General features: G+C 57.6%; 19 protein-coding genes and 1 pseudogene. 10 read left to right on the forward strand and 10 right to left on the reverse strand.

Going from position 1 to position 25,686, the window contains the following annotated elements; translation table 11 throughout:
* Window positions 1-40: 40 nt before the first annotated feature.
* Window positions 41-1,444: a TetR/AcrR family transcriptional regulator gene (locus tag HZB23_12220; GenBank protein MBI5845420.1), complete on the reverse strand. Its 1,404-nt coding sequence runs from the start codon at window positions 1,442-1,444 to the stop codon at window positions 41-43.
* Window positions 1,445-1,648: 204 nt separating this feature from the next.
* Between HZB23_12220 and HZB23_12225 the strand changes: the two genes are divergently transcribed.
* From HZB23_12225 to HZB23_12235, 3 genes are read left to right on the forward strand one after another with little or no spacing between them, the layout of a single operon-like run.
* Window positions 1,649-3,244, forward strand: a complete 1,596-nt coding sequence (locus tag HZB23_12225) for an acyl-CoA dehydrogenase family protein (protein ID MBI5845421.1) — start codon at window positions 1,649-1,651, stop codon at window positions 3,242-3,244.
* Window positions 3,245-3,280: 36 nt separating this feature from the next.
* On the forward strand, window positions 3,281-4,429 hold the full coding sequence (locus HZB23_12230; GenBank protein MBI5845422.1) for a 2-hydroxyacyl-CoA dehydratase: 1,149 nt from the start codon (window positions 3,281-3,283) through the stop codon (window positions 4,427-4,429).
* Entirely contained in the window at window positions 4,426-5,676 is a 1,251-nt protein-coding gene (locus tag HZB23_12235; GenBank protein MBI5845423.1) for a 2-hydroxyacyl-CoA dehydratase, read from the forward strand. Before HZB23_12230 ends, HZB23_12235 begins: the two co-directional genes overlap by 4 nt.
* A gap of 192 nt (window positions 5,677-5,868) precedes the next feature.
* Here the strand turns inward: HZB23_12235 and HZB23_12240 are convergent, their stop codons facing one another.
* The 3 genes from HZB23_12240 to HZB23_12250 form a co-directional block, all read right to left on the reverse strand.
* Window positions 5,869-7,296, reverse strand: a complete 1,428-nt coding sequence (locus HZB23_12240) for an NCS2 family permease (protein MBI5845424.1) — start codon at window positions 7,294-7,296, stop codon at window positions 5,869-5,871.
* Between the two features lie 245 nt (window positions 7,297-7,541).
* Entirely contained in the window at window positions 7,542-7,955 is a 414-nt protein-coding gene (locus HZB23_12245) for a hypothetical protein (protein MBI5845425.1), read from the reverse strand.
* Window positions 7,952-9,496, reverse strand: coding sequence for a glycosyltransferase family 39 protein (locus HZB23_12250; protein MBI5845426.1), 1,545 nt, complete (start codon window positions 9,494-9,496; stop codon window positions 7,952-7,954). Before HZB23_12250 ends, HZB23_12245 begins: the two co-directional genes overlap by 4 nt.
* A gap of 383 nt (window positions 9,497-9,879) precedes the next feature.
* On the opposite strand from HZB23_12250, the gene HZB23_12255 reads away from it, so the two are divergent.
* The 4 genes from HZB23_12255 (at window position 9,880) to HZB23_12270 (ending at window position 16,305) form a co-directional block, all read left to right on the forward strand.
* Window positions 9,880-12,585, forward strand: coding sequence for a pyruvate, phosphate dikinase (locus HZB23_12255; protein ID MBI5845427.1), 2,706 nt, complete (start codon window positions 9,880-9,882; stop codon window positions 12,583-12,585).
* A 104-nt stretch (window positions 12,586-12,689) separates the two neighbouring features.
* Window positions 12,690-13,037: a hypothetical protein gene (locus HZB23_12260; GenBank protein MBI5845428.1), complete on the forward strand. Its 348-nt coding sequence runs from the start codon at window positions 12,690-12,692 to the stop codon at window positions 13,035-13,037.
* Window positions 13,038-13,132: 95 nt separating this feature from the next.
* Window positions 13,133-14,368, forward strand: coding sequence for a molybdopterin molybdotransferase MoeA (locus HZB23_12265; protein ID MBI5845429.1), 1,236 nt, complete (start codon window positions 13,133-13,135; stop codon window positions 14,366-14,368).
* A gap of 5 nt (window positions 14,369-14,373) precedes the next feature.
* A complete protein-coding gene (locus tag HZB23_12270; GenBank protein MBI5845430.1) occupies window positions 14,374-16,305 on the forward strand; it encodes a molybdopterin biosynthesis protein in 1,932 nt (643 codons plus the stop codon).
* Between the two features lie 49 nt (window positions 16,306-16,354).
* Here HZB23_12270 and HZB23_12275 read toward each other — a convergent pair whose 3' ends face one another.
* Window positions 16,355-18,016, reverse strand: coding sequence for a hypothetical protein (locus HZB23_12275; GenBank protein ID MBI5845431.1), 1,662 nt, complete (start codon window positions 18,014-18,016; stop codon window positions 16,355-16,357).
* 324 nt (window positions 18,017-18,340) lie between these two features.
* On the opposite strand from HZB23_12275, the gene HZB23_12280 reads away from it, so the two are divergent.
* On the forward strand, window positions 18,341-19,279 hold the full coding sequence (locus HZB23_12280; protein MBI5845432.1) for a universal stress protein: 939 nt from the start codon (window positions 18,341-18,343) through the stop codon (window positions 19,277-19,279).
* A gap of 377 nt (window positions 19,280-19,656) precedes the next feature.
* On the opposite strand, the gene HZB23_12285 is transcribed toward HZB23_12280, so the two are convergent.
* Both HZB23_12285 and guaA read right to left on the reverse strand, forming a co-directional pair.
* Window positions 19,657-20,703, reverse strand: a complete 1,047-nt coding sequence (locus HZB23_12285; GenBank protein MBI5845433.1) for a DUF3187 family protein — start codon at window positions 20,701-20,703, stop codon at window positions 19,657-19,659.
* A pseudogene (guaA, locus tag HZB23_12290) lies at window positions 20,694-22,222 on the reverse strand (glutamine-hydrolyzing GMP synthase). The gene HZB23_12285 and the pseudogene guaA overlap by 10 nt, the downstream one beginning before the upstream one ends.
* Before the next feature lie 101 nt (window positions 22,223-22,323).
* Between guaA and HZB23_12295 the strand changes: the two are divergent.
* On the forward strand, window positions 22,324-23,073 hold the full coding sequence (locus HZB23_12295) for a hypothetical protein (GenBank protein MBI5845434.1): 750 nt from the start codon (window positions 22,324-22,326) through the stop codon (window positions 23,071-23,073).
* A gap of 219 nt (window positions 23,074-23,292) precedes the next feature.
* On the opposite strand, the gene HZB23_12300 is transcribed toward HZB23_12295, so the two are convergent.
* The 3 genes from HZB23_12300 to HZB23_12310 all read right to left on the reverse strand — a co-directional run bounded on the left by HZB23_12300 (window position 23,293) and on the right by HZB23_12310 (window position 24,763).
* Window positions 23,293-23,754: a hypothetical protein gene (locus tag HZB23_12300; protein ID MBI5845435.1), complete on the reverse strand. Its 462-nt coding sequence runs from the start codon at window positions 23,752-23,754 to the stop codon at window positions 23,293-23,295.
* Window positions 23,755-23,948: 194 nt separating this feature from the next.
* Window positions 23,949-24,407 carry a hypothetical protein gene (locus HZB23_12305; GenBank protein MBI5845436.1) on the reverse strand — a complete coding sequence of 153 codons (459 nt, stop codon included), beginning with the start codon at window positions 24,405-24,407 and terminating at the stop codon, window positions 23,949-23,951.
* 26 nt (window positions 24,408-24,433) lie between these two features.
* Window positions 24,434-24,763, reverse strand: coding sequence for a sel1 repeat family protein (locus HZB23_12310; GenBank protein ID MBI5845437.1), 330 nt, complete (start codon window positions 24,761-24,763; stop codon window positions 24,434-24,436).
* A 249-nt stretch (window positions 24,764-25,012) separates the two neighbouring features.
* Between HZB23_12310 and HZB23_12315 the strand changes: the two genes are divergently transcribed.
* Window positions 25,013-25,666: a TetR/AcrR family transcriptional regulator gene (locus tag HZB23_12315; GenBank protein ID MBI5845438.1), complete on the forward strand. Its 654-nt coding sequence runs from the start codon at window positions 25,013-25,015 to the stop codon at window positions 25,664-25,666.
* Window positions 25,667-25,686: the final 20 nt, after the last annotated feature.

Below are 25,686 nucleotides of genomic sequence, written 5' to 3' on the forward strand. Positions count from 1 at the left end.
GGCTGGTATGGCGATTCGTTCCCAAGGTCCTGACAAGGCCCTAAGTTTTCGCCGGATGCCCGTCTTTCGAGCCACCGGACAGGTTTTTGGCGGACGGGGCAAAGACAAAGTAAAGGAGCCGGAAGACCTTCGCCCTGTACTCGTCGGAATTCGGGGCCACGCCAAGAAGGCCCGCAGTGTAATCCGGCGCGCCCGCCAGGCTGTAGCCCGCCGTGACCACCGAATAAAGCCAGCGGTTGAGGTCCGGGGTCGGCGCGTCCATGCCCTTTGGAACGTTCTTCACGGCCATGTCCAGCATCCCTGAATGGACCTTGGACATGTGAACGAAGCCGGAAAGATGCTCGTATATTTCGTAATTGGCGGTGTTGCGGGTAAGAAGGCCAATGGTGTCGCGGTTCTCGAAGCAGTATTCCAGCCCATTTTGAAGCAGGGTCCGAAATATCCCGTCCGGCGGCAGTCCTTTAAGGCCCGCCTGCCAGTTACCCAGGGCCTTAATGAAATCGCCGTAAGCCTGCCGCGCCACCGCCTCGAACAGGGCGTCCTTGCTGGGGTAGAGGTGGTGGATAAGGGAGTGGTCAAAGGAGCCCGCGCTTCCCACCATGCGGATGGTGGCCTCGTCGTAGGCGTGTGAAGAAAAGACCTTCTTGGCCGCCTTCAATATCCGCTGCCGGGCCTTTTCGCCGCGCGTCCTTTTTTGGGGCGGGCCTGGAAGAGGGCTTGCCGAAAGCGCGGAAAATTGGGGCAAGGCGGCCTGCCGTGCCCCGGCTTCGCGGGCTTTCCCGGAAGAGACCTCCCTTAAAAGCGGCTCGAACAGGAAGACCACCGTCTCCCTCGCCCACCTTTTGTAATCCTCGGCGGAAAGCCCCAGCACGTTCCGGTGAAAGGCCATCGCCCCCACGTACTGGGAAACGATGAGGGTGAAGGCCAGCATGAGCATTGACGCCTCATCCTCCAAAGCATCGCCCAGAAGGCTTTCGCGCGCCAGGGCTATGATCTTTTCCTGCACCTTTTTCATGCGGAAAAGGCCGGGGCCTGGCGTTTTTGGCGATTCGGCGTCAGCCGCGTTCAACAGAAGAAGCCTGTAGGGGGCGGGATGCAAAAAGCCCTGGAGCACGACTCCGTTCAGGTAGAAATTCGCGCGCAACTCCGGCGGCAGGGCCCTCAAGGCCTCGAAAAATTCGGGGTGGCTTTCGAGGATTTCCTTTTCAAGCGCCTCGGAGACCTCGTCGAAAAGGGCGGTCTTGGAGCCGAAGTAATGCAGAAGCAGCGGGTGCCGGACTCCAGCCTCTTCCGCGATGATGCGCAGGCTCGCCGAGCGGAAGGGCATTCGGGTGAACACCGACCTGGCCGCGTCCAGTATCCGCTGCCGGGTTTCCCCGCCCTTGACTGCGTTTCTCTTTCTGGGATCAGGCAGAAGGTTTTCTTCGGTTCGGTCGATTTTCAAAAGCCGCTCCACTGGAAAGATTTTCAAAAACCTGAAATCTTTGAGGGTTTCATATCACAGCCGGGGTTTTCGCGTAAAGAAATTTTACCGTTTGTGGATTTTTCTTGACAGGGCGGGGGAGAATGGCGCATATAAAATTTACCGCTTGTGGATTATGGCAAGGGGGATTCCCTGTCTTGAACAGCATAAGAAAGGAGAAAGCCCATGTCCCTTCCTGATAGAAACAATCCTTACAGCTTCAACCCCTTTCTTGAATGGCGGAAAAAAGCCGATTACTACGAAGAGGACGCCTTCCTCAAAAAGATGATCCGCCTCTACGCCGGAGACGGGGCCGACAAGGTGGAGCGGGAGGCTCGGGAATTCTCCAAAAAGGCATCTTTCCGGTGGCGGGATTTTTCCGAAAGGATAGCAACCCCGGACAGGCGGCCAGCCATGATGCATTACGACGGCCACGGAAACCGCATCGACCGTATAGTGCGCCCGTATGAAACCGAGGTCATGGAAAGGGAGGTCTTTTCCGAGGCATGGTTTTCGCATAAAACCTCGGCCTGGACCCGTTTCGTAAAGTTCTACCTTTTAAGCCAGAACGGCGAGGCCGGGGTATCCTGCCCTTTGACCTGCACCTGGGGCCTTGCCTCGGTTCTGGAAAAATTCGCCGACACCCCCGAAACCCGGCATATTCTTCGCCACATAAAAGACGGCATGGAAGGCGATTTCGCCATCGGCGCGCAGTTCGTCTCCGAAATCCAGGGCGGAAGCGACGTTCCGGCCAATCTCCTGGAAGCCGTGGAGGAAAACGGCCAGTGGCGTCTTTACGGCGCCAAGTTTTTCTGCTCCGCCGCACACGCCGACTACGCCGCCATAACCGCCAAGCCGAGGGGCTCCGAAACCGTGGCTCTTTTCGTTTTGCCCATGTGGCTTCCGGGCGACAAGGAAAGGGAAATCCGCAACTCCTGCACAATTGACCGCATCAAGTGGAAGATGGGCACGGCAGAGCTTCCCACAGCCGAGATGACCTTCAACGGCTCGCTGGCCTATCCCGTGGGGCCCTTGAACCGGGGAGTGGCCAGCGTGGTGGGCATCGTGCTCACCTATTCGCGCCTGGCCATCGCCATCGGTATGGCGGGCGGCATGGCCCGTGGCCTGCGGGAAATCAAAAAGTACGCGGAATTCCGCACCGTCTTCGGCATGGCCATCAAGGACTGGCCCATGGCCGCTGTCCAGCTCCGGAAAAACGAGCGCTACGCCCTTCGCACCATAGCGGGAAACTTCGCGGTCTATGAAAAGTTCATTGATCTGCCCGGCGGCCTTGCCCTGGGCCTTGCCACCGACGAGCCCTTGGCCCTCAAAAGGCGGCGCTTCGACGTCCGCCAGCTCGTGATGCTCCAGAAGATAACCGTGGCCCAAGACGCCTGCGACATGTCCCGCCTGGGGATCAGCGTTTTCGGCGGGCACGGGGTGATGGAGGACTTCTCCTCCTTTCCGCGCATGTTCCGGGACGGGCTCGTGAACGAGTTGTGGGAGGGCCCGCGAAACGTGCTTCTCACCCAGCTTTTTTTGGATTTCCAGCGCGCGCGCTCCTGGTATCCGCCGGAGGAATTCATCGGTTGCATCATGAAAGGCGCGGACGAAGCCCTTGTGGACGAATACGGAAAAGAGCTTTTGGATCTGATGCAGACCCCGCACTTTTTCGACATGGACGAGAAAACCATGGACGTCTGCGAGAGGTGGGACGATTTCTGCGCAAGGCTCTTCCACGCCTACCAGGACCTTGCCCTGGCCAGGGCGGAGAGCGCCTGAATTTTCGCACGCACCATAAACAGGAGACGAACCCTCATGGAATCCGCCCGGAACACACTTTTGCGCCTCAAAAGCGAGGGGCGAAAGATAATCGGCTGCTTTCCCCTATATCCGCCCCTGGAGCTTTTGCACAGCATGGGCCTGGTCCCGGTGGTGCTGTGGGGGCTTTCGGACGGAGTCCGCGCAACCCCGGACGCGGACGGGCGCATCCAGAACTACGCCTGCTCGGTGGCAAGAAGGCTCGCCCAGTTCGTGATGGCGGAGGGGAAAGACCTCCTGGACGGCCTTTTTTTCTACAACGCCTGCGACACCCTGCGGAACCTGCCCGAAATCCTTCTTGAGGGCGTGGCCGAATCGGGAGCCGCGCCCCTTCCCATGTTTCGGATGCACGTCCCCATGACGCCTCCTGCCCAGGCCGATTCTTCGGAGTATCTGCGAAACGAGGTGCGAAACCTCATCGCAAGCCTTGAAAAACACAGTGGATTGGAGTTTTCCGAAGAGCGCTTCGCCCGAAGCGCCGAGCTTTATTCGAGTATGCGAAATCTTTGCAGGCTGCTGGAGGCTGCGGTCGCGGAACGGCGCCTGGGCTTTGCGGATTTCTGCGAAACCCTTTCATCCGCCAATTTCCTGCCGGTGGAGGATCAGATCGCGCTCCTCAAATCAAGGCTCGCCTCGCTTCCGCCCGATCCCGCGCCCAAAAACTTTGCGGGCCGGGTAATCGTAAGCGGAATCCTGCCGCCGCCTTTGGCTGTCTGCCGACTGATGGATCAGGCCGGACTGCTGGTTGCGGGAAATGACGTCGCATCCCTTTTCCGTTCCTACGCCGTGGCTCCCTCAGATTGGAAGGATGCGGCTGATTATTACGTGCGCTTTTACCAGGGCCATTTTCCCTGCACCACCCTCTTGAACCTTGCCGAAAGGCGCATGGAGGCGGTGATGGCCCTGGCCTTGGAAAAAGGAGCGGACGGATTCGTGTTCGTTGGCGAAAAATTCTGCGAATACGAGTACTTCGAGATTCCAGACATGGAAAATCTTTTAAGAAAAAATGGCCTTGCCACCCTGGCGATAGAAATTTCGCTGGATGACGAGGATAACGTCGAAGCATACAGAACTCGCATGGAGGCCTTTTCCGAAGTGCTTTTAGAGCGGAACAGGCCCAAAAAACCGGAAGGGGTGCGGTCATGACCAGGAAGAAAACGAACGCCGGAAGGCATCTTTCGGAACTCCTCATGAACGCCTACATGGGGGCACACACAAGGGCGGCTGAAGGGGCCTTCGTGATCTGGGGGGCCATAGTGGTGCCTTCCGAAATATTCAGGGGTTTTGAAAACGTGGTGTACTGCGTGCCCGAAAGCCACGCGGCCCTGTGCGCGGCCAAGGGGGACGGCGCGAGACAGGGCGAAAAGGCCGAGGCCCTTGGTTATTCCATGGACCTTTGCTCCTACGCCCGCATAGACATCGGCTCGGTTTCGGACGGCGGAAAGGATTCCCCCACTTTCGGGCTGCCGAAACCGCATCTGCTGGTCTCCGACAACAACAACTGCTCGCTTCTGGTCAAGTGGTTCGACGTTCACAAAAGGTCCATGCAGATCCCCCACTTCATAATAGACGTGCCCTTCTGCTACGGCCCCCAAGCGGAAAAGGACACCGCCTACATCCTAAGCCAGTTCAAGGACCTGATCCGCACGGTGGAGAAGCTCTCCGGCCAGCCTTTCCGCGAGGAAAAATTTCACGAGGCCATGCTCTACACGGCGAGCGGGATTTTGGACTGGAAGCGCTTCATGGCCTGTGCGAAAAACAAGCCCTCCGGCATCACGGTCTTTGATTCATTCGTGCAGATGGCCCCGTTTTTCACCTCGCGGGGAACTTTGGAATTCGCCGAGCACTACAGGCTTTTGGCGGACGAGGCGGAAGATAACGTCAGAAACGGAATCTTCCCGGTTCCCGATGAAAAGTACCGGCTCATGTGGGACAACATCGCCCCCTGGCACCAGCTTGGGAAGATGAGCCGCCGCCTCACCGAGCTTGGCGCAAACATCGTGGCCGCCCCCTACACATCCTGCATCGGCGCAAAGGAGGGCTCCCACGCTCTCGTATCCTTTGACCAAAACCAGGACCCCCTGTGGTGCCTGGCCAGAACCCAGAACAACTCGGTCTGCCCCTATGGCTTAAATCTCCGCGCCTCGGCCATGAACTCCACCATAAGGGAAATCGGCATAGACGGGGTGGTCTTCGCCAGCAACCGAAGCTGCAAGGTTTTCTCGGTGATGCAGATGGACCTTCAAAAGCGGGTGAGGAAGGAGCACGGCATCCCGACGGTGATGATAGACGTGGACCACGCCGACGTACGGCAGTTTTCCGAGGAGGGGGTTTACGTGCGCCTTTCAGCCCTTCTGGAATCCATCGACGCCCGGCGGGCCGAGGGGCTTTGAAACCTTGTAGGAATTGCCGGCAAAAAAAATGCGGCGCGGTCGATATTAAGCGGAGCATGATTCTTTTTCGTTTTTAAAGGAATCTATCCGAGGAGAGAAATACTACAATCCACCACCTCCAACGTTTCTGGGAGTTCGAAAAATGGAACTAAACCCTGCTCCCCGTAATACCATGCCTTTGTCGGCTTTCCGTCAGATACCGGAGCGGACGAAAAGGAAGTAAAGGATAAGGAGCGCCGCAGTTACGTACATGAGCAAACCCACCTCCCGGCGTTTTCCGGCGAAGAGCTTCACCACGGGATAGGTTATGAGCCCCAAGGCCAGCCCGTCTGCGATGGAGTAGGAAAGCGGAATGCCCAGAATGATCAGGAATCCCGGAATGGACTCGCTGTAATCCTTCCAGTCCATTCGGGCGGCGTTTCCCATCATCATCGCCCCCACCACCACCAGGGCCGCCGAGGTAATGCACGGATAGCTCGCCACCATGTTGACCAGGGGCGCGAAAAAGAGCGCCAGAAGGAACATGGCCGACACCGTAAGGGCCGTAAGCCCGGTGCGCCCGCCCTGTTCGACCCCGGCGGCGCTTTCGATAAAGCTCGTCACCGTGCTCGTGCCCGTTATGCCGCCCAGCAAGGTGCCTATGGCGTCGGACATGAGGGCTCTGTCCGCGCGCGGCAGCTTGTTGTCCTTGATGAAGCCGGCCTGCTCGGAAACTCCGATAAGGGTTCCGATGGTGTCGAAAACATCCATGAACAGCAGAATGATGATGAAGGGGACCATATGCCAGAAAATGGCCCAGGCCATCTTCATCTTGAAAAAGGTGGGGCCTATTGCAGGGGGCGTGGACACCACGCCCGCGCCCAAGGTGAACAGCCTTGCCAGCTTGGAGTCCGCGAAAACCGGGTGGGCGGCCAGATCGGGCACCGCAAGGATTACCAGCTTGACCGCCACCGACAGGGCCGTTGCGCCTGCTATGCCCCAGAGTATGGAGCCCCGCACCCGCCGCGCGTGGAGCACCGCAGTCAATATCAGCGCTGCGAAAAACACTATGAGATCGATGGAATAAAATTTGGCGTTCAGTTGAACCAGGGTTCCCGCGCTTTTAACGATGAGGCCGGAGTTCTGCAGGCCGATGAAGGCGATGAAAAGCCCGATCCCCACTGCCATGGCGCTTTTGAGGCTTGGCGAAACAGCGTTTACGATCATCTCCCGCCAGCCCAGAAGGGTTATGAGGACGAAAAGGACGCCGGAGGCCACCACCACCCAGAGTCCAACCTCCCAGGGCGCGATTCCGGTAACCTCGGCGGTTTTCATGGCGGCTGCAGCGGCTGGCAGGATGGAGAACACAAAAAAAAAGTTCTCGCCCATTCCGGGCGCCAGGGCTATGGGATAGCGGGCGTAGAAGCCCATCACCGCCGTGGCCAGGGCTGCGGAAAGGCAGGTGGCGGTCATCACCGAGCCGAAGTCCATGCCCGTGTCGAATCCGAACATCTGTCCTGAAAGAACAAGGGGCTGGACCACTATTATGTAGGCCATGGTCAGAAAGGTGGTGACGCCAGCCAGAATTTCGGTCCGCACCGTGGTGCCGTTTTCTGAAAGACGGAAAATCCGCTCGAACATGCTGGCCTCCTTGCCGGTTATTTTTGAGCCTGGTTGACTGGCCGCACCCGAAGGGATTCCTGCCGGGAGCACGGGGCGCTCGTCCGCGAAAGCTCGGCTTTCCGGTGGACTTTGGAATTGATCACCTGTTTTTATACAATTGGCGTAATAGGGAGTTTATTTTTTCTATATGCCATTAAGCCCGGAAAAAACCCAGAAATTTTTTATCCGTTATGCGCATCGCCGGAATATTAGGCTGTGCAAGGCTACAACAGTGGCGGGCTGGCGACGCGCCGGTGGATGTAAAGGAAATAGAGCCCGAAAAAGACGTTTCCGAGCCCTGCGGCTGATAAGAGGACAAGGCCCGCGCCGCTGAGGTTTTCGCAGAAGATCATGCAGGATAAATCCGTGAAAACGTCCGAAAGCCGCACTCCGGCCACAACCGCCAGCCAGTGGGGGGCCTTTTCCCAGCGCAGAAAGGCCAGGGCCTGGAGAATGGCGAAGGCGGTCCAGTTCCCGGCGGCGCGGGGGAGATACCCTTGCGGGTCCACGTAGGCCGCGCCGTGAAAAACGGAGAACCAGAGTTCGGGGAACGCGAAGCCCCAAACCGCGAGCACCACGTCCAGAACCACGAGGGACGCAAGAATCGAGGCCACCAGCCGGTGGTTTTCGGGTTTCATGGGGTACTCCCCGCCCGAATGTCGCGGGCGTCTTTCGGAATCCATTCAAGCCCCCCCAAAAATCCGTAGCACCGGTAGATATAAAGGGTGCGTATCTGTTCGGGGTTCCGCCCCGCCAGTTTTCTGAAGACGGGAAACTGGACCGGCCTGTCAACCCTTTCAAAAACCTGCCTCAAGGCTCCCGCGTCTTCGGGAAACCTCGTGACCCCCACAGCGTCAAAGCCCATCAGGTCGGAGTCCTTCCACCAGTAGTCGTAAACGTTGGGACGGGTCCAGCGGTTGATGGAAACCGTGCGGGGCCTTCCGGGGGCGTAAAAGGCAAGCTGGCTGGCCTCCTGGTAGCGGAGGCCGAAAATAAAGGTCCTGCCGGGCCGGGGCATGTTGGCCGCCATGCCCCCTGCGGCCTCTCCAAGCTCCTTCCAGCCCGAAAGCTCCGTGGCGGCCCGGTCCATTTTGGCAGGGATCGGCAGGACGGGCCACGCCGTCTGCAGAAGGGCGAGGCAGGTTAAGCCGTAGGCCGTGGCAATGGCCGCCTTCCAGAGCCTTGGATGGGAGCCTGTCCCGAAATATCCCGCTGTAAGGGCGCAGGCGGTGAGATAGGCAGCTCCCGGCCAGTTGCCGTAAATCCTCGATTTGAACGAGAGGATCAGGAAAAGGCCGAACAGGGGAGCCGAGGTAAAGAAGCAGTAGGATTCGATCCATCTTTTTTCGTCGCGCAAGCCTCGAAAAGCCTTTAAAAGCGCCCAGATAACGAGGATGAAGACCAGGGGCGTCAGAAGCGCCGCCTGGGAGCCCAGAAAATCGCCGAAATATTTGAGATGAAGGCCGAAACCCTCGTCCGCGCCGCCGATGTGGGCAACGTGGCGGGCGGAATTCCAGCCGTGCCGATGGTTCCACCATAGGACAGGAGAGAAAAGAAGGCAGCCCATCAAAAAGGACAGCCAGGGCTTTACGGATTGAAGGCGGCTTCGGAAAGCGGGGGAAAAAAGCCCGAAAAAGAGAATTCCAGGCGCGATCACCACCATGGTGAACTTGGCCAGCATCCCGACCCCGAACCATGCGCCTGTGGCGATCCACTGGGGCCATGTGTGGTCCTCGTAGGCCCTTGCGCCGTGATAAGCGCAGGCTGCCCATGCCATGGCTTGGAGGCCGTCCGGCGTGGCCAGAAGCCCGCCCGCCTGGTACTCCAGTATCGCCTGGGTGAGAATCGCCGCCGAAAGCGCAGCCCGTGGCGAGAACCAGCGCCATGCCAGGGCCGACACGTAGGCCGATGCCACGGAAACCGAAATTATGGAAGGCAGGCGAACCGCGAGTTCGTTGTCCCCGAAAATCCGGGTGAAAAGCCCTATTGCCCAGCCGATGAGCGGGGCCTGATCGTGGTAGCCCCAGTCCAGGTAACGGCCCCACTGCCAGTAGTTGGACTCGTCAGGGGCCAGGGGGACCCTTGCCGCGATAATGGCCCGCACCAGGGTCCATGCCAGTATGACGGCCCCTGCCGAAATGGCCATTCGCCGGTTTTCCCTGCTTGTCGCTTCCATCATTTTCCCGCCTGGCCGGGTTGTTTCCATCAGTCATGAATGCATGATTGCCCATCGATTTTTACATTACTCTTCAATTCCAAAGCAAAAGAAAACCGTCACACAAGGTCGCTTTCGGGCCACGCCGACGGTTTTCTGGTATTTTGGACTGATTTTTATAGTACTAAAGAATTAGTTTTACATATCACACGTCAGAAAATAGTTGCAGGGATCGATTTTGTTTGTTAAACGCTTGGCCCTGCCCGTAAAAAGGCATCAAAAAAACGTTTTCGAGAACCAGTTTTGTTTGTATTTCAACCCACTGAAAACATGTTGTATTATCTAAGCCAACCCGCCCTCCGAATCGTGTAAGAGGGCTTAATTTTTTTTCAGGAGACCCTTAAAAGATGAAAAAATTCGTCTATTTTTTCGGTGACGGACGCGCTGAAGGCCGTGCGGACATGAAAAACCTGCTGGGCGGCAAGGGCGCGGGGGTCGCCGAGATGACAAACCTGAATCTTCCGGTGCCTCCCGGATTCACCATCACCACCGAAGTATGCACCGAATTCAACAAGCGAAAGCGCAAGTATCCGCCCGGGCTCGAAAAAGAGGTGATGAAATATCTTGCAAGGCTTGAAAAACTCGCCAGGAAAAAATTCGGCGACCCCAAAAATCCCCTCCTCGTTTCAGTCCGCTCAGGCGCCCGCGCCTCCATGCCCGGCATGATGGAAACCATCTTAAACGTCGGCCTCACCACCCAGACCATCCCCGGAATGATCGCCAAGACCAAAAATCCGCGTTTCGTGTGGGACGCCTATCGCAGGCTCATCGCCATGTACAGCGACGTGGTCATGGAAAAGGCCGAAGGGCTTGAGCCGGAAGAGGGCAGGGGCATTCGGGACCAGTTGGAAGACCTCCTTGAGGCCATGAAGAAGAAAAGGGGCGTTGAAAACGACACTGACCTTTCGGCGGCTGACCTTGAAGAACTGTGCGCCAGCTACCGGGAAAAGGTCGTCGAGGTATTGGGCGTGGCCTTTCCGGACGACCACCTTCAGCAGCTCTGGGGAAGCATTTCGGCTGTCTTTCTTTCCTGGAACGGCAAACGGGCGATTTCCTACAGAAGAATAGAGAGCCTGCCCGATGACTGGGGCACGGCGGTCAACGTCATGGCCATGGTTTTCGGCAACACCGGCGACCGTTCCGCAACGGGCGTGGCCTTTACCCGCAACCCGGCCACAGGCGAGAACAGGATGTTCGGCGAGTGGCTCAAAAACGCCCAGGGCGAGGACGTGGTGGCCGGAATCCGCACCCCGGCGGCCATCAACGAGAATTCCAAGAACGACGCCAACAGGCACCTGCCCACCCTTCAGGAGGAAATGCCCAAGGCGTACCGCGAGCTTATGGCCATTCGCAACACCCTGGAAAAACACTATCGGGACATGCAGGACATCGAGTTCACCATTGAAGACGGCGTCCTTTACATGCTCCAGACCCGCTCCGGGAAAAGAAACGGCCCGGCTGCGATAAAGGTCGCGGTGGACATGGTGGCCCAGCGCTACATCGACCGCGACACCGCCATTCTGCGGGTGCGCCCTGAACAGGTTGAAGAGCTTCTCCACCCCATGGTCGACCCGATAGCGGAGCGAACCGCCGTCAAGCTGGGCAAGGGCCTTCCCGCAGGGCCGGGCGGCGCGGTGGGCAAAATCGTTCTTACAGCCGATCTGGCCATGGAGCTTGGGGAAAAGGGCGAAGAGGTCATCCTGGTGCGCGAGGAAACCTCACCCGAAGACGTTCACGGCATGAAGCCCGCCAGAGCCATCCTCACCGCCAAGGGCGGCATGACAAGCCACGCCGCCCTGGTGGCAAGGGGCTGGGGCAAGTGCTGCATAGTGGGTTGCTCGGCCATGCATATAGACATGGCTGCCCGCACCATCCAGTTCGGCAGCAAGGTGCTGAAAGAGGGCGACATCATAACCATGAACGGCACCAAGGGCGTGGTCTACCTTGGCGAGCTGCCCCTGGTACAGGAAGACCCCACCCAGCACGTCGAATTCAACAAGCTCATGGCCTGGGCCGACAAGGCCAAGCGCCTCAAGATCCGCGCCAACGCAGACACCCCCGAAGACGCCGGAATCGCAGTGCATTTCAACGCGCGCGGCATAGGCCTCACCCGCACCGAGCACATGTTTTTCGGCGACCGCATCTGGGCCGTGCGCGAAATGATCATGGCCGACTCCCAGAAAGGCCGCAAGTCCGCCCTGGACAAGCTCCTTCCCATGCAGCGCGAGGATTTCTACGGAATCTTCCAGGCAATGGGAAGCCGCCCGGTCACCATCAGGCTTCTGGATCCGCCTCTTCACGAATTTCTGCCCAAGGACGACAACGCCAACAAGGAAATGGCTGTGCGCCTCAAGTTGAGCGTCGATCAAATCATCAAAAAAGCCGAGACACTTTCCGAGTTCAACCCCATGCTGGGCCACCGGGGATGCCGCCTGGGAATCGCTTATCCTGAAATCACCGAGATGCAGGCCAGGGCCATTTTCGAGGCTGCGGCCCAGTGCTGGAAAGAGGAAATCAACATCCGCCCGGAAGTCATGGTCCCCCTTGTGGGCACCATCGGCGAATTCGAGCATCAGGCCAAAATCATCCGCCGGGTGGCCGCCGAGGTGATGGAGCAGAAAAACGTCAAGTTCAGCTACCTTGTGGGCACCATGATCGAGGTTCCCCGGGCCGCCCTCATAGCCGATCTCATCGCCCGCCAAGCCGAGTTCTTCAGCTTCGGCACCAACGACATGACCCAGATGACCTACGGCTACTCCCGCGACGACGCCGGAACCTTCCTGCCCACCTACCTGGAGCAGAAGATTCTGGAGTTCGATCCCTTCCAGTCCATAGACGAGATGGGCGTGGGCGAGCTCATGAAAATAGGCGTGGAGCGCGGACGCCGCACCCGGCCAGACCTCAAGATCGGCATATGCGGCGAGCACGGAGGAGACCCGCGCTCCATACGCTTCTGCCACAAGATCGGCCTTGACTACGTATCCTGCTCGCCCTACCGGGTGCCGGTGGCCCGTCTGGCGGCCGCCCACGCGGCTTTGGAGGAGATAAGGTAAGATTTACGGTTATGAGAAAGTTTGGTCTGTGATTCCAAATTGTTGTGGGCTCCAGTACTGGCTTTTCAGACTCGCAGCAATCGCGAGAGAGAGGAAAGGATACTATGGAAGAGCCGAAACTCTGGAATGCGGCCACTGGGTTGCTGGCTTTGATACTAGGTGTGATCAAAAAAGCTCAAAGCCTGCCATCGCCACCCTTAAACCAGATACCACACAACGAACAAGTTGCACAACAAAGCCAGCTTGCCGTTTTAGAAAAGCGCGTTTCAAGCTTGGAATCCAAAGAAAAGGGCTTTGAAACCCATCGATTCAACAGACTCATCTCGAAGGTTACTACCTTAGAGAATAAAGTTGAATCTATTGAGGATGAATTGGCAAGTCTCAAGGATACGGTTGCTCGGCTGGACCAACATACCGAGAACACTGGTAACCAAACTTACAAGGTCGTATGAAGGTCTGAAGCAATGATGTAACTATCATTGTTTCAGAAGCGCCGGAGGCTGATGCTTCCGGCGCTTCTGTTTGAAGGCTTCGGGGAGGGCGAGGAGTGAAGGATTTCTTCCGGGTTGTTGACATAGAAGATGTGCTCAAACTTGGAGACGGCTTCGGCGTGGCGGGAATCGAGACCGTTCCGCTTGAAGACGCCCTGGGCCGGGTTCTGGCAGTTGACGCCACAAGCGCCGAGAACATCCCTCCTTTTTCCCGCACCACCGTTGACGGCTGGGCCGTTGCCGCCGCCTCCACCTTCGGGGCCACCGAGACCAACCCGTCCCTTCTGAAAATCGCGGGCGAAGTTATGATGGCCGAGGTTCCGGGCTTTTCGCTGGCGCGTGGGGAAGTTGCGCGGATTCCCACGGGCGGCTGCCTGCCGGAAGGGGCGGACGCCGCAGTTATGCTGGAACACGCAGAAGCCGTTGACGCCGAGTTCATCGAGGTTTTTCGAAGCATCGCGCCCGGAACCAGCGTCATATTTGCTGGCGACGACGTGAAGGCCGGGGAAGTGGCGGTAAGTATTGGAACGAGGCTCCGGCCCCAGGAACTTGCGGTTCTGGCCGCCATTGGGCAGGTTTCCGTTCCGGTTTTCAAGATGCCGGTGATCGGGATAATCTCGACGGGCGATGAGATCGTCGCGGCCAACGAAACTCCCGGCCCCGGACAGATAAGGGATATGAACACACACGCCCTGTCCGGCCAGATAAGGGCAGCGCACGCGAAACCGAAAACCTACGGAATATTGCCGGACGACGGTGACGCGCTTTTCGGGGTGATGGAAAAGGCGCTCGGCGAATGCGACATGGTTCTCATTTCAGGGGGTAGCTCGGTGGGGGCGCGGGATTTTACGGTTGACACCATTCTGCGTTTTCCCGGCGCGGAAATTCTTGTGCACGGGGTCTCCATCAGCCCCGGAAAGCCCACCATACTTGCCCGCGTGGGGCAAAAGGCCGCCTGGGGCCTTCCGGGCCACGTGGTTTCGGCCATGGTGGTTTTCGACGTCCTGGTGCGCCCGTTCATCGAAAGCCTGTCCGGGCTTGCGGAAAAGGCGGGCGGGAAATTTCCGGTCCAGGCCCGCCTTGCGCTAAACGCGCCGTCTGTTTCGGGCCGCACGGATTTCGTGCGGGTGAGGCTTTCCGAAGGGGAGGGCGGGGAGCTTACGGCCTTACCCATTTTCGGAAAATCCGGTGAAATCCGCACCATGACAAAGGCCGACGGCCTTATGCGCATAGAAAAGGACGACGAGGGAATCCAGGCGGGAACAACAGTCAACGTCTCTTTGATGGAGTAAGCCTGATGAAGACGCGCCACGTGTACCTTAAAATGAAGGACCCCACCGAGGCCAGGAGGGTCTGGCTCGAACGCTTCAGGGACGGGCTTTTTCGCGGGGCCGAGGAAATCGCCTCCGTCAATGCCGTGGGCCGCGTGCTTGCGGAGCCCGCCTTTGCCCGGCTTTCGTCGCCCTCAACGCCCCTTGCCGCAATGGACGGCGTGGCAGTGCACGCGGAGGCCACCTTCGGGGCAAGCGAAACAAGCCCCATGGGACTGGTGGAGGGCGCGGGCTTCCATTTCGTGAACACAGGAAACCGCCTGCCTCCAGGCACTGACGCCGTGATCATGATCGAAAACGTGGACGTCAAAAACGACACCACCATCGAGATCAGGGCCGCCGCCTTTCCCTGGCAGAACGTACGCAAGGTGGGCGAAGACATGGTCTCCACCGAGATGCTCTTTCCCCGAAACCATTTGATCAGCCCGGTCTGCCTGGGCGCGCTTTTAACAGGCGGGGTTTTTTCAGTAAAGGTGCGAAAACGCCCATGCGTGTGCATACTTCCCACCGGCAACGAGCTTGTCGATCTTAAGGACGCCGAGGAAAACGGCCTCGCCCCCGGCAGGGTGATCGAAACCAATTCCTGGGTTCTGGGAAAGCTGGTGGAGGACGCAGGCGGAACCTTCACGCGAAGGCCCATACTGGAGGACGATTTTTCCGTCATAAGGGACGCCGTGGAAAAGGCCGTGGCCGACGGCTTCGATCTTGTTCTCGTACTTGCGGGCTCCTCAGCCGGAAGCGAGGACCACACCGCCAACGTGATAGCGGCTCTGGGCGAGGTGATGGTCCACGGAGTAACCATCATGCCGGGAAAACCCGCAGTGCTGGGGATTGCCGGGCATACGCCCGTGGCCGGAGTTCCGGGCTACCCGGTGAGCGCGGTTGTGGTCTTCGAGGAATTCATACGGCCCCTTCTGTGCGCCTTCCAGGGAACGCCCCTGCCCAAAAGGCCCGTGGTCATGGCGGAGCCCTCCCGGAAAATCCCATCCAAACTGGGCCTTACCGAGCTTTTGCGGGTGAAGCTGGGCAGGGTGGGGGATCGGGTTGTGGCAACGGCTCTTGCCAGGGGAGCGGGGAGCATAACCACCTTAACCCGCGCTGACGGGATACTTAGGATAGACGGCGATTCCGAGGGCGTGCCTGCCGGAAAGCCCGTGCCGGTGGAGCTTCTGGTTTCCGAGGAGGCACTTTCAAACACCATAGTTACGGTGGGAAGCCACGACAACACCTTGGACGTCCTGGCCGACGCCATAAGGGAAAAGTATCCGTACGTCAATTTTTCCTCGGCCCACGTGGGCTCCACGGGCGGACTTCTGGCCGTGAAAAACGGCGGCTGCCACGTGGCCGGAACCCATCTCCTGGACCCTGTGGACGGCTCGTACAACTATGCCTACATCAAAAAAATTCTTGCCGGAATTCCCGTCCATCTGGTGCACCTTGTTGGCCGTGACCAGGGCCTCATAGTGGCCAAGGGCAACCCCCTGGGCATCCAGTCGGTGAAAGACCTTGCCCGTGAAGGCGTGCGTTTCATCAACCGGCAGGCCGGAAGCGGCACCCGTGTTCTTCTGGATTACAGGCTGGAAAAGGAAGGCGTGGACCCGTCCGAAATCTACGGCTACCCGGTGGAGGAAAGCACCCACATGGCGGTGGCCGCAGCGGTTTCAAGCGGCGAGGTTGATTGCGGCATGGGGATATTCTCAGCCGCCAAGGCCCTTAACTGCGATTTCGTGCCGGTTATAACCGAACAGTACGACCTTGTGATTCCGGCGGCTTTTTGGGAGACGGAAAAGATTGCCGCAATGATGGACGTTATACGGGACCCCGGCTTCAAAAAACGGGTGACGGAGCTTGGCGGCTATCACACCGAACGCACCGGAGATGTGGTTTTCATGGGCTGAAGGCGTGGTGGGCGGCGGGCCGGAATTGTCCGCCGCCCTTTCCTCCGAACTAAACGCCGGATGAAAGGGGCAGCCTTACGGTGAAGCGCGCGCCTTCGCCCGGAAGACTTGCGGCGGAAAGCCTGCCCCCAAGGCCCTCCACGATTGAGAAGGCCACGGAAAGCCCAAGGCCCGTTCCCTTGCCCGGCGACTTGGTGGTGAAAAAAGGCTCGAAGATGTGGGCCAGGGTGTACTTGTCCATTCCGGGGCCGTCGTCGCCCACCATAACCTCCACGAAATTTCCCCCCGAATAACGGCTCTCGATCCAGATGTGGCCGTTCTGCTCAACCGCGTCCATGGCGTTGTTCACCAGGGTCAGGAACACCTGCTGCACAAGCGCCCTGTCGGTCTGAATTTTCGGTTGGTCCGAATCGAGCCTGAAATCGATTTCTATGTTGCGGTAAAGGGCGTCCTTTTCAAGATAGGACACCGTTTCGCGCAAAAGGTCGTTTAGGTTTATGGTGTCGATTTTCGGCTCCATGCGCCGGGCGAAGCCAAGCATCCTGCGGGTAATTTCGCCCGCCCGGTTGACCAGGGAGATGATCTTTCGGGTGTGTTCCCGGAACTGGTCCGCGTTGGGGGTATCCTCCGTGAAGGTCTCGTCCGCGAGGTCGTCCAGAATGCCCGCCGAGTTTCCTATGGCCGCAAGGGGATTGTTGATCTCATGCGCTATTCCCGCCGCCATCCGTCCCAGGGCTCCCAGCCTTGCGCTGTGGGCCGCCCGCTCATCGGCCTCCGCCTTGCGTTTTTCGATCGTTAGAAGGCTTGACGCCGCCCTGTAAATGAAAAACGCCATGAGCCCGGCGGACAGCATACCCGCCATTATAAGTACCAGCACCGCAATGCTCATCCGGGCCGGGGACGCGGAAGTCCCTTCTCCGGGGTCCTTTTCCACCACCAGAAGCCAGCCCTGGCCTGGAATCCGGGCGAAGGCCGAAATTACCGTGCGCCCGTCCCTGGTCAAGCGCTGGGATGATGTGACGCCGGGGGGGACGTTCCGGGGCCTTATGCCGGAATCGGCCATAAGTTCTCCGCCAAGGCGGGGCGATGTCTGAAAGAGCCCCTCCGAGTTCACGATGAAGGCGTCTCCGGTCTCGCCTGTGCGAAGGGGGGCCAGAAGGCGGTCCAGGGCCTCAGGGTTCATGGTGGCCCTTATCAGGTGGGAAGTTTTCCCCTCGTCCCGGCGCACGGCCAGTATGAAATGAGGGACCTTGCGGACCCCCATCAGAAGGTCGGAAAAAAGGCTGCCTCGAAACATGGCCTGGGCGAACCAGGATGCCTGGGAGTAGTTATGCCCGGATAGCGCATACGGGCCGGAATAGGCGTATTGGTTCGCGTTTTCGTCCAAAAGGCCCAAGTCCGTGAAGTATTTTTCCCCGTGATTGAGAAGGGCCAGGCGGTCTTTCAGCATTTCCGGGGATGACAAGTCAGAACTTGTTGAAATGGATGCCAAAACAGCAAGGAGATTGATTCGCTCCATGAGGAAAAGAGTTACGGCGTCCGCGCGTTCGGCGGCCATTTCCTGAAGGTGTGCTTCCGCCAGGTTTTTTTCCGAACGCTCCTGGTGGGCGGTAAAAAGGATGGCCATGACGCACAAGGGCAAAATGGCGGAAGCCGCGCAAAGCATCATGAGGCGGATGAAGATTTTTTTATGCGGGATGTTGAGCTGCATGGCTTAGGGCAATCCTCGCATGAAAGGTCTACGACGTGGTCCTGAATTCTTTGTCAATCCTCTGATGAAATGGCAAGCAAAAACTGTACAGAGCCTTTGATCCCATCCGCAAGCCAACTTGATTACTGCTTTCGTGCATCAATTTTACGGAATGTAAAAGAGGCTGACAGTATTGCCGGAAAATTTTCTTCCGGTTTTTCAGGCGGCCTTATTCTGGGCGGATGCCGACGGCGAACGTGGGCCATCGGGCTCTGGCATGTTTTATGCTCATTTATAATGCGTAATGAAACTTTTTGTATTGTCCTGAAATAGAAGGAGTACAACATGAAAAAAAATACGGTAAAAATTCTTCTGGCGGTGGACGGGTCCAAGCAGGCCGAAGACGCGGCCCGTTACGTGGGCGGGCTTCTGCCGCCCGGTCGCATGGAGCTTACGCTCTTCCACGTTGCGGGCAAAATCCCGGAATTTTACTGGGACATGGAAAGGTTTCCCGGTCACAACGACAGGATTTCCGCCTATCACGCCTGGGCGGTCCAGCACCGGGAGGAGGCGTCCTCCTTCATGGAAAGGGCGAGGGCGGCTGCGGTTTCCAGGGGCATCCCCGAAAATATGGTCTCTGTGAAGATCGAGGAAAGAAAGGTCGGGATAGCCCGGGACATCGCCTTTGAAAGCCAGGGAGGCTACGACGCAGTGGTTGTGGGGCGCACCGGAACCAGCAGGATAAAGGACCTTCTTCTGGGAAGCGTGGCCAACAAGCTCCTGGGCCGCCTGGCCAGCGTCCCCCTGTGGCTGGTGGGCGGAGCGCCCGCGAACAGGAAGGTGATCATGGCGGTGGACAATTCGGAAAACGCCATGAACGCGGTTGAATACGCAGGCGCCGTGCTGGCAGGGGCCAACGCCCAGGTGATGCTCCTGCACGTAAGGCGCAACCCCATGATCTTCCACACGAAAGAGGAAGAGGACTACGCGGCGGTATATGACCGGGAGATCGAACGCATAAAGGGCGAAATGGACTCGGTGATTGAGGAGGCCACCAGAAGGCTCCTCAAGGCGGGCATGACCCGCGAGAGCATCACGGGTCGTGTCCGGGCGGACGTGGAAAGCCGTGGAGGGGCCATTTTCGAGGAGGCCGTTCGCGGCGGATTCGACACCATAGTGGTGGGAAGGCGCGGCCTTTCCCGGGTGGAGGAATTCTTCATGGGCCGGGTGAGCCACAAGGTCATCCAACTGGCCCGCGAGAAGGCCGTGTGGGTGGTTGGCTGATCCCAACGCCCGCAAGCGTTGGCCGCTCCAGCGTGTCTCCTGGCGGTCCGTCAACGCTGAAAAGCCCGTGATTCCTCCAGATGCGGCGTGCGATGCTGCGATTGTTCCGGGGTGGCTGCATCCACCCCCATTCGCCGTGGCGCAGAAGGCCTCATGGCGTAGCCGGGTTTTGCGGGGCTTCAGACGCTGTGGCGAATCGGAATGGTGCCAACCACAGAGTCGGAAAGGTGGTGGTTCTGCTAGTGGCAAAAAAAATTGGCGTAAGGTTTTTAAAGCAAAGGGCGATCCAAACGGATCGCCCTTTGCATGTTCAAACGGTGATTTTCGAGGCCTTGGAATCGACGGCCCTTCCGACCGCAGAAATGTTTTTCCCCGTTTCAGAACCTTCTTGTAAGCCCCGCGTGAACGCCGAAATCCGGGCTGTTGGCGTAGACGATGATGTTTTCCAGAAGCCCCGCCTCCAACAGGTAGTGCTTGCCAAGCCGGGTCTTGAATCCAAGGCTCACCTCGTGGGAGGCTTCGGAAAAAGGCCCAAGGTTTTCGCAGGCCCCCTCTATGGCCAGATACTGAAGAAGCAGCGACCACGAGGGCGAAAAATGCCACTCAAGCCCCAGAAGAAGGGACGCCTGGGTGCTGGTGAGGACGATGTCGCCTATCCGGTCTGCTCCGTACCACACGAAACCGGGGGCAACGTAAGCGTAGAAATCGCCGAACTTTTTGGCCGCCGCCAGGGAGACGCCGATGTCGAAGGGCCTGTCGTAATCTATCTCGTCGGCGTCCCAGAAGGTGTGCCGGGCGGTCACGGCCCAGGATAGGGCCGGGAGCCACTGTCCGCCGCAGGTCACGTTGTGCTGCAAGGTTACGGCCAGGCTCTGGGAGTAGGCGGCGCTCCTGCCCTTCCAGGATATCAGCTTGTTTTTTTCCCTGTCCAGGATCACCACCTGGGTGGCCCCGTTCTCGTAAACGTCGCGGCTGTTCTGATCCACCGAGAACACGTCGTGAAAATCGGATATGAACCCGTCCAGAATACCGCCGAAATACCTCTTGTCCTCAAAGGCCAGCTCGACGAGAAAACCGTCGGTGAGGCCGTAGGCCACGTCCAGCCGGGAGGTCAGCATCTCGTAATCCAGCATGTACTTGTCTTCTTTGAACGACCACACGTTGGACAGGGTTTCGATGACCTGGGCCTCGAAATCGCCACTGGGGAGGATTTCCGGGGGCCTTGGGGTGAGTACCAGCCTGAGGGACTGGAAGGGCGACTGGGATGCCAGGTTCAGGGGCCCCAGTCCCACGTTTCCCTTGCAAAAAAGGGCTCCCGGCCCATCAGCCTCAGAATCTGCGGCGCTCGCCCCAAAAGGAAAGGCGGCCCCCACTGCAAGGGAGCAGGCCAGCAAAAATAAGATTATCAGCCTTTTTATTCCCATTCGATGGTGCTCGGCGGCTTGGAGCTTATGTCGTAAACCACCCTGTTGACGCCCCGGATTTCGTTTATTATGCGGTTCGAGACTTTCGCAAGAAAATCGTGGGGAAGCCTCGCCCAGTCGGCGGTCATGGCGTCGGTGGAAGTGACAGCCCTGATTGCGGCGATGTTTTCGTAGGTGCGAAGGTCGCCCATTATCCCCACGCTCTTTATGGGCAGTAGCACGGCGAAGCTCTGCCAGAGCTTGCGGTAGAACCCGTGGGCCTTGATCTCCTCGTTCAAAAGCGCGTCCACCTTGCGAAGAAGTTCGGCCCGCTTCGCGGTGACCGGGCCAATTATGCGGATGGCGAGCCCCGGCCCGGGAAAGGGCTGACGCCACACCATGTCGTCGGGAAGCCCAAGCTCCGCGCCCACGGCCCTCACCTCATCCTTGAAAAGAAAACGCAGAGGCTCCACCAGGGAGAGCTTCATCTTCTTGGGAAGCCCGCCCACATTGTGGTGGCTCTTGATTACGGCGGTGGGGCCGCCGAAGGCCGAGACCGACTCAATCACGTCCGGGTAGAGGGTGCCCTGGGCAAGGAATTTCGCGCCTTTTATTTTTTTCGCCTCGGCCTCGAAAACCTCCATGAAAACGCGGCCTATGATCTTGCGCTTTTTTTCCGGATCGGAAACGTCCTTCAATTCCGATAAAAAGCGCCTGCCGGCCTTGACCATTCTGACCGGAACGTGAAGGTTCTCCTTGAAGACCACGATAAGCCTTTCCGCCTCGTTATGGCGCAGAAGGCCGTTGTCCACGAATATGGGATAAAGGTTTTTTCCGATGGCCCTGTGGATGAGGACTGCGGCCACTGAGGAATCCACGCCGCCCGAAAGGCCAAGGATCACCTTGCCGTCCCCCACGGTTTCGCGGATTTCATCCACCGCGTCCTTTATGAAGCTCTTGGTGGTCCAGCTTTTTTTGCACCCGCACACCGAATAGAGGAAGTTTTTCAGCATCAGGCTTCCCTCCGGGGTGTGGGTGACTTCCGGGTGGAACTGGAAGCCGTAGAGCCTTCGCTCGTCGTTGGCGGCTGCGGCAAAGGGCGTGTTGGCGGTTTTTGCCGTAACCCGAAAACCGGGGGCGAGCCTTGTTATGGAATCCCCGTGGCTCATCCAGCAGGGTGTCTTGGGGCTGGCCCCGGCGAAAATTCCGCTGTTTTCAAGTACTTCAAGCTCAGCCGGGCCGTATTCGCGCTTGTCCGCGCGCTCCACGGATCCGCCTAAGGCCTGGGTGAGAAACTGCATTCCGTAGCAGATTCCAAGGACCGGCACGCCAAGGTCAAGAATGCCCGGATCGCACTTGGGGCTCCCCTTTCGTAGATGGAGGCCGGGCCGCCCGAAAGGATTATGCCTTCGGGTTTGAGCTCCGCTATGCGGTCAAGGGGAATGGTTGGCGGCTCGATGCGGCAGAACACCTTATGTTCGCGCACCCTTCGCGCTATGAGCTGGTTGTACTGGGAACCGAAATCGATGATGATTATCATGTGTCGCCTGCCGGTGTTTTAAGGTGAAAGCCTTGTTGGCGAAAACTAATGATTATGGTACACGGCGGAAAAAATCAATGCGAAAGGCGGGATTGAGCGAAATGAGCGGGATGACAGTTCAGATTTACGAGATAGAGTCCCCCGAAGAAGCGAGGCTTGCGGCGGGCCTTGGGGTGGATCACCTGGGCACCGTGCTTCTGACCCCGGAATCCGCAAACGACCCGGAAATCCGAAGGGCCGTGGAAGTTGCGCGGGAGTCGGGCAGGGTGTCTTGCGTGATCCCCCTTTTCACCGATTTGAATGCCGTTTGCCGGGCTGTTGAAATCTTGCGGCCCCACATAATCCACTTTTGCGACGACCTGGTTGATCGCCTTGGCCGGCCCCTCGATCCCGCGCCCTTTCTGGCGCTTCAAAAATCGGTGAGGGACCGTTTTCCGGAAGTCAAGATCATGCGCTCCATCCCCATTGCCCTCACGGGGCAGGGGGGCAGGATTCCGAGCCTTGAAATCGCGGAAAAATTCGCCGCAGATTCCGATTATTTTCTCACCGACACCTGGCTTGGGGGGGACGAGGGCGAGCCCGTTGGCGGATTTATAGGCATCACCGGAAAAACCTGCGACTGGGACGTGGCGGCAAGGCTCGTGAAGGCATCCCCCATTCCGGTGATTCTGGCGGGCGGAATAGGACCCGAAAACGTGCGGGAGGGGATTTTGGCGGTGCGCCCGGCGGGTGTGGATTCCTGCACCCTGACCAACGCCGTGGACGGGGCGGGGCGGCCCATCAGGTTCAAAAAGGACCCGGAAAAAGTGAAAAAAATGGTGGCCGAGGCAAAGGGTGCATGGGAGATGTGATGAATAGGAGGATTTGGCGGGTTTCGGCCATTTTGGTCGTAGCCTTAATGGGTGACGAAACCCGCAGCGTCGCTCCCCAACGTTGCCCTGTCTTCCGGGCGGGTGGATGGCTTGTACATAAACGACACAGAAAACTCAACCTTTACCCATTTTAATGGACGATCCTAACATTTCGAATGGTACAGTCGTTGGGGGATAGTCATATCCTGCGCCACCGTGTCATTTGACTGCCTCTATCTTAACGCTGTGCGGCTCAGACACAACATGTCCTCCAGGCACCACCGCACCATAGAATACCATTGTTAGCATTGCAGCTTGTTTGCTAATATCGTAAGAATCGGTCCGTCCCATTGATATATTAATCTCATCTTTGAGGGGGATCATCCATTTAGATACATTCCGCCTTCTTTCTTTATCGGCATAGTCGATTCTGGTAGCCGTAAACGGGAACTGATCGATAGATGAAAAGTCAACCCAATCAGGGGCGCTGCCAATTCGATAACACAGATGCACCTTGTAGGCGTGAAAACCGTCTTCAAAAGTGGAGAGGTCTTCTTGTGTCTCCACCAGGAATACACCGTAGGCACCCTCTCTGTGGATGGGCGACACATTCACAATGTGCACTGTTGCCGTACATGCGTGCAAATTGAAGAACATCATTAATAATGTGAGCCACTTCATGGAATCCTCTGTTCTTAAGCTGGTAGTCACGAACGAATACTGGTCCTATTTCTGATTTTGGTCGGCACTCAATCTATCGCTTTCAGGAAGAACTTGCCAGCGGCAAAGTGGTTATAGTCTATCCCAATATTTATCGCTCCAGCTTCTGACCCAAGTTGCCCGCCGAGCGTGGCGATTACATCGCTTAGGTCATGTCATTTGACTGCCTCTATCTTAACGCTGTGCGGCTCAGACACAACATGTCCTCCGCCCATTGTCGCACCATAGAGCACTATTATTAGTTCTGCAGCTTGTTTGCTAATATCGTAAGAATAAGTCCGTCCCGATATCCCGATCTCATGTTTTAGGGGGATCCGCCATTTAGATACATTCCGCCTTCTTTCTTTATCGGCATAGTCGATTCTGGTAGCCACAAACGGGAACTGATCTGCAGAAAAAATGTCGTAAACCCCATTGGCGGAGCTGCCAATTCGATAAAATACAGATACCTTGTAGGCGTGAAAACCGTCTTCAAAAGTGGAGAGGTCTTCTTGTGTCTCCACCAGGAATACACCGTAGGCGCCCTCTCTGTGGATGGGCGAAACATTCACAATGTGCACTGTCGCCGTACATGCCTGCAAGAAGAACATCATTAATAATATGAACCACTTCATGGAAGCCTCTGTTCTTGAGCTGGTAGTCACGGACGAATACTGGTCCTGTTTCTGATTTTGGCCGGCACTCGATCTATCGCTTTCAGGAAGAACTTGTCAGCGGCCAGGCGGTACCATTTCATTGCCTGGACATAATCCTGAGCCACACCCTTGCCGGTGGCGAACATTACGCCGATTCTCGTCCGGGCCTCATCATCGCCCTTTTCTGCAAGAGGAAGAAGAATCTCGAACGCTTTTGCATAATCATTATTTTCATAAGCGGCCCGGGCCTCTTCCAACTGATCTGCAAGGGCAGCCGCCGGGAGGATCGAGAGAAGCAGGGCAAGAATAGCAAGGCCGGGTTTAATCCGTTTCATGGTGTCGCTCCGTTTGCCGGAAAAATCGGATAAGGTTTATCAGGATGGTTCCCTTATAGGGCATGGAGAGCGCAAAGGCAACCGGCTTGTTCGCAGGCCTGCCTTTTGTTCTGAGCGTGGCGGCGATTTTTGACGGGTCGCAAAAAAATCCTTGACATTAAATTTAATTAGTTTAAATTTAATGTCATTAAATTTAAACTAATTAATTTAATGAGGTCAGATCATTCATTTCAAATCCGGCAGGCTCACATGGCGAGAACAACGCGAAGCAAGGTCGAAATCGGGGAGGTCAAAAACCGGATCATCGACTGCGCCATCGAAATCATAGAAAAAAACGGCGTGGAAAACCTCACCATGGCGGCCCTCGGAAGCCGCCTGCGCATGACCGGCCCCAATCTCTATAACTATTTTCCGGGCAGGGACGAGCTTCTGATCTCCCTTAACCGGAAGCTCTTCCAGGGCCTTCTGGCCGAACTCACGAGCGCCGCCGAAAATTCCGGTCCTCCGGGCGACCGGCTGAGGGCCCTGGTGATGGCCTTTATCGGGTTCGGAACCCGAAACGCCCACATCTACGACCTCATGTTCAGCCGGCCAAGGAGAATAACCCGCGACTACGCCGGAACCCCCCAGGAAGATCTGGCCGGGGAGGAGACCCGCATCGCGCTTGGCGCAATGAACCTTGCGGCGGAGGTATTGAAGGAGCACATAACGGCGGACGCCACCCTGAACGTGGCCGACCCGCATTATCTGATCGTCAAGGTGATCAGCGAGCTTCACGGGATAATCTCCCTCCACAACAGCGGCCTTCTCTTCGACATGGTGGAGAAGCCGCGCGAGGTTTTGATGAAAATGGCCGGGGAAATCATAGATTCCGCCCTTTTGAGCCACCAGCCAAAAAAATGAAGGAAGGCCCATCATGTTAA

The organism is Deltaproteobacteria bacterium (assembly GCA_016235345.1).
GTDB lineage: Bacteria > Desulfobacterota > Desulfobacteria > Desulfobacterales > Desulfatibacillaceae > JACRLG01.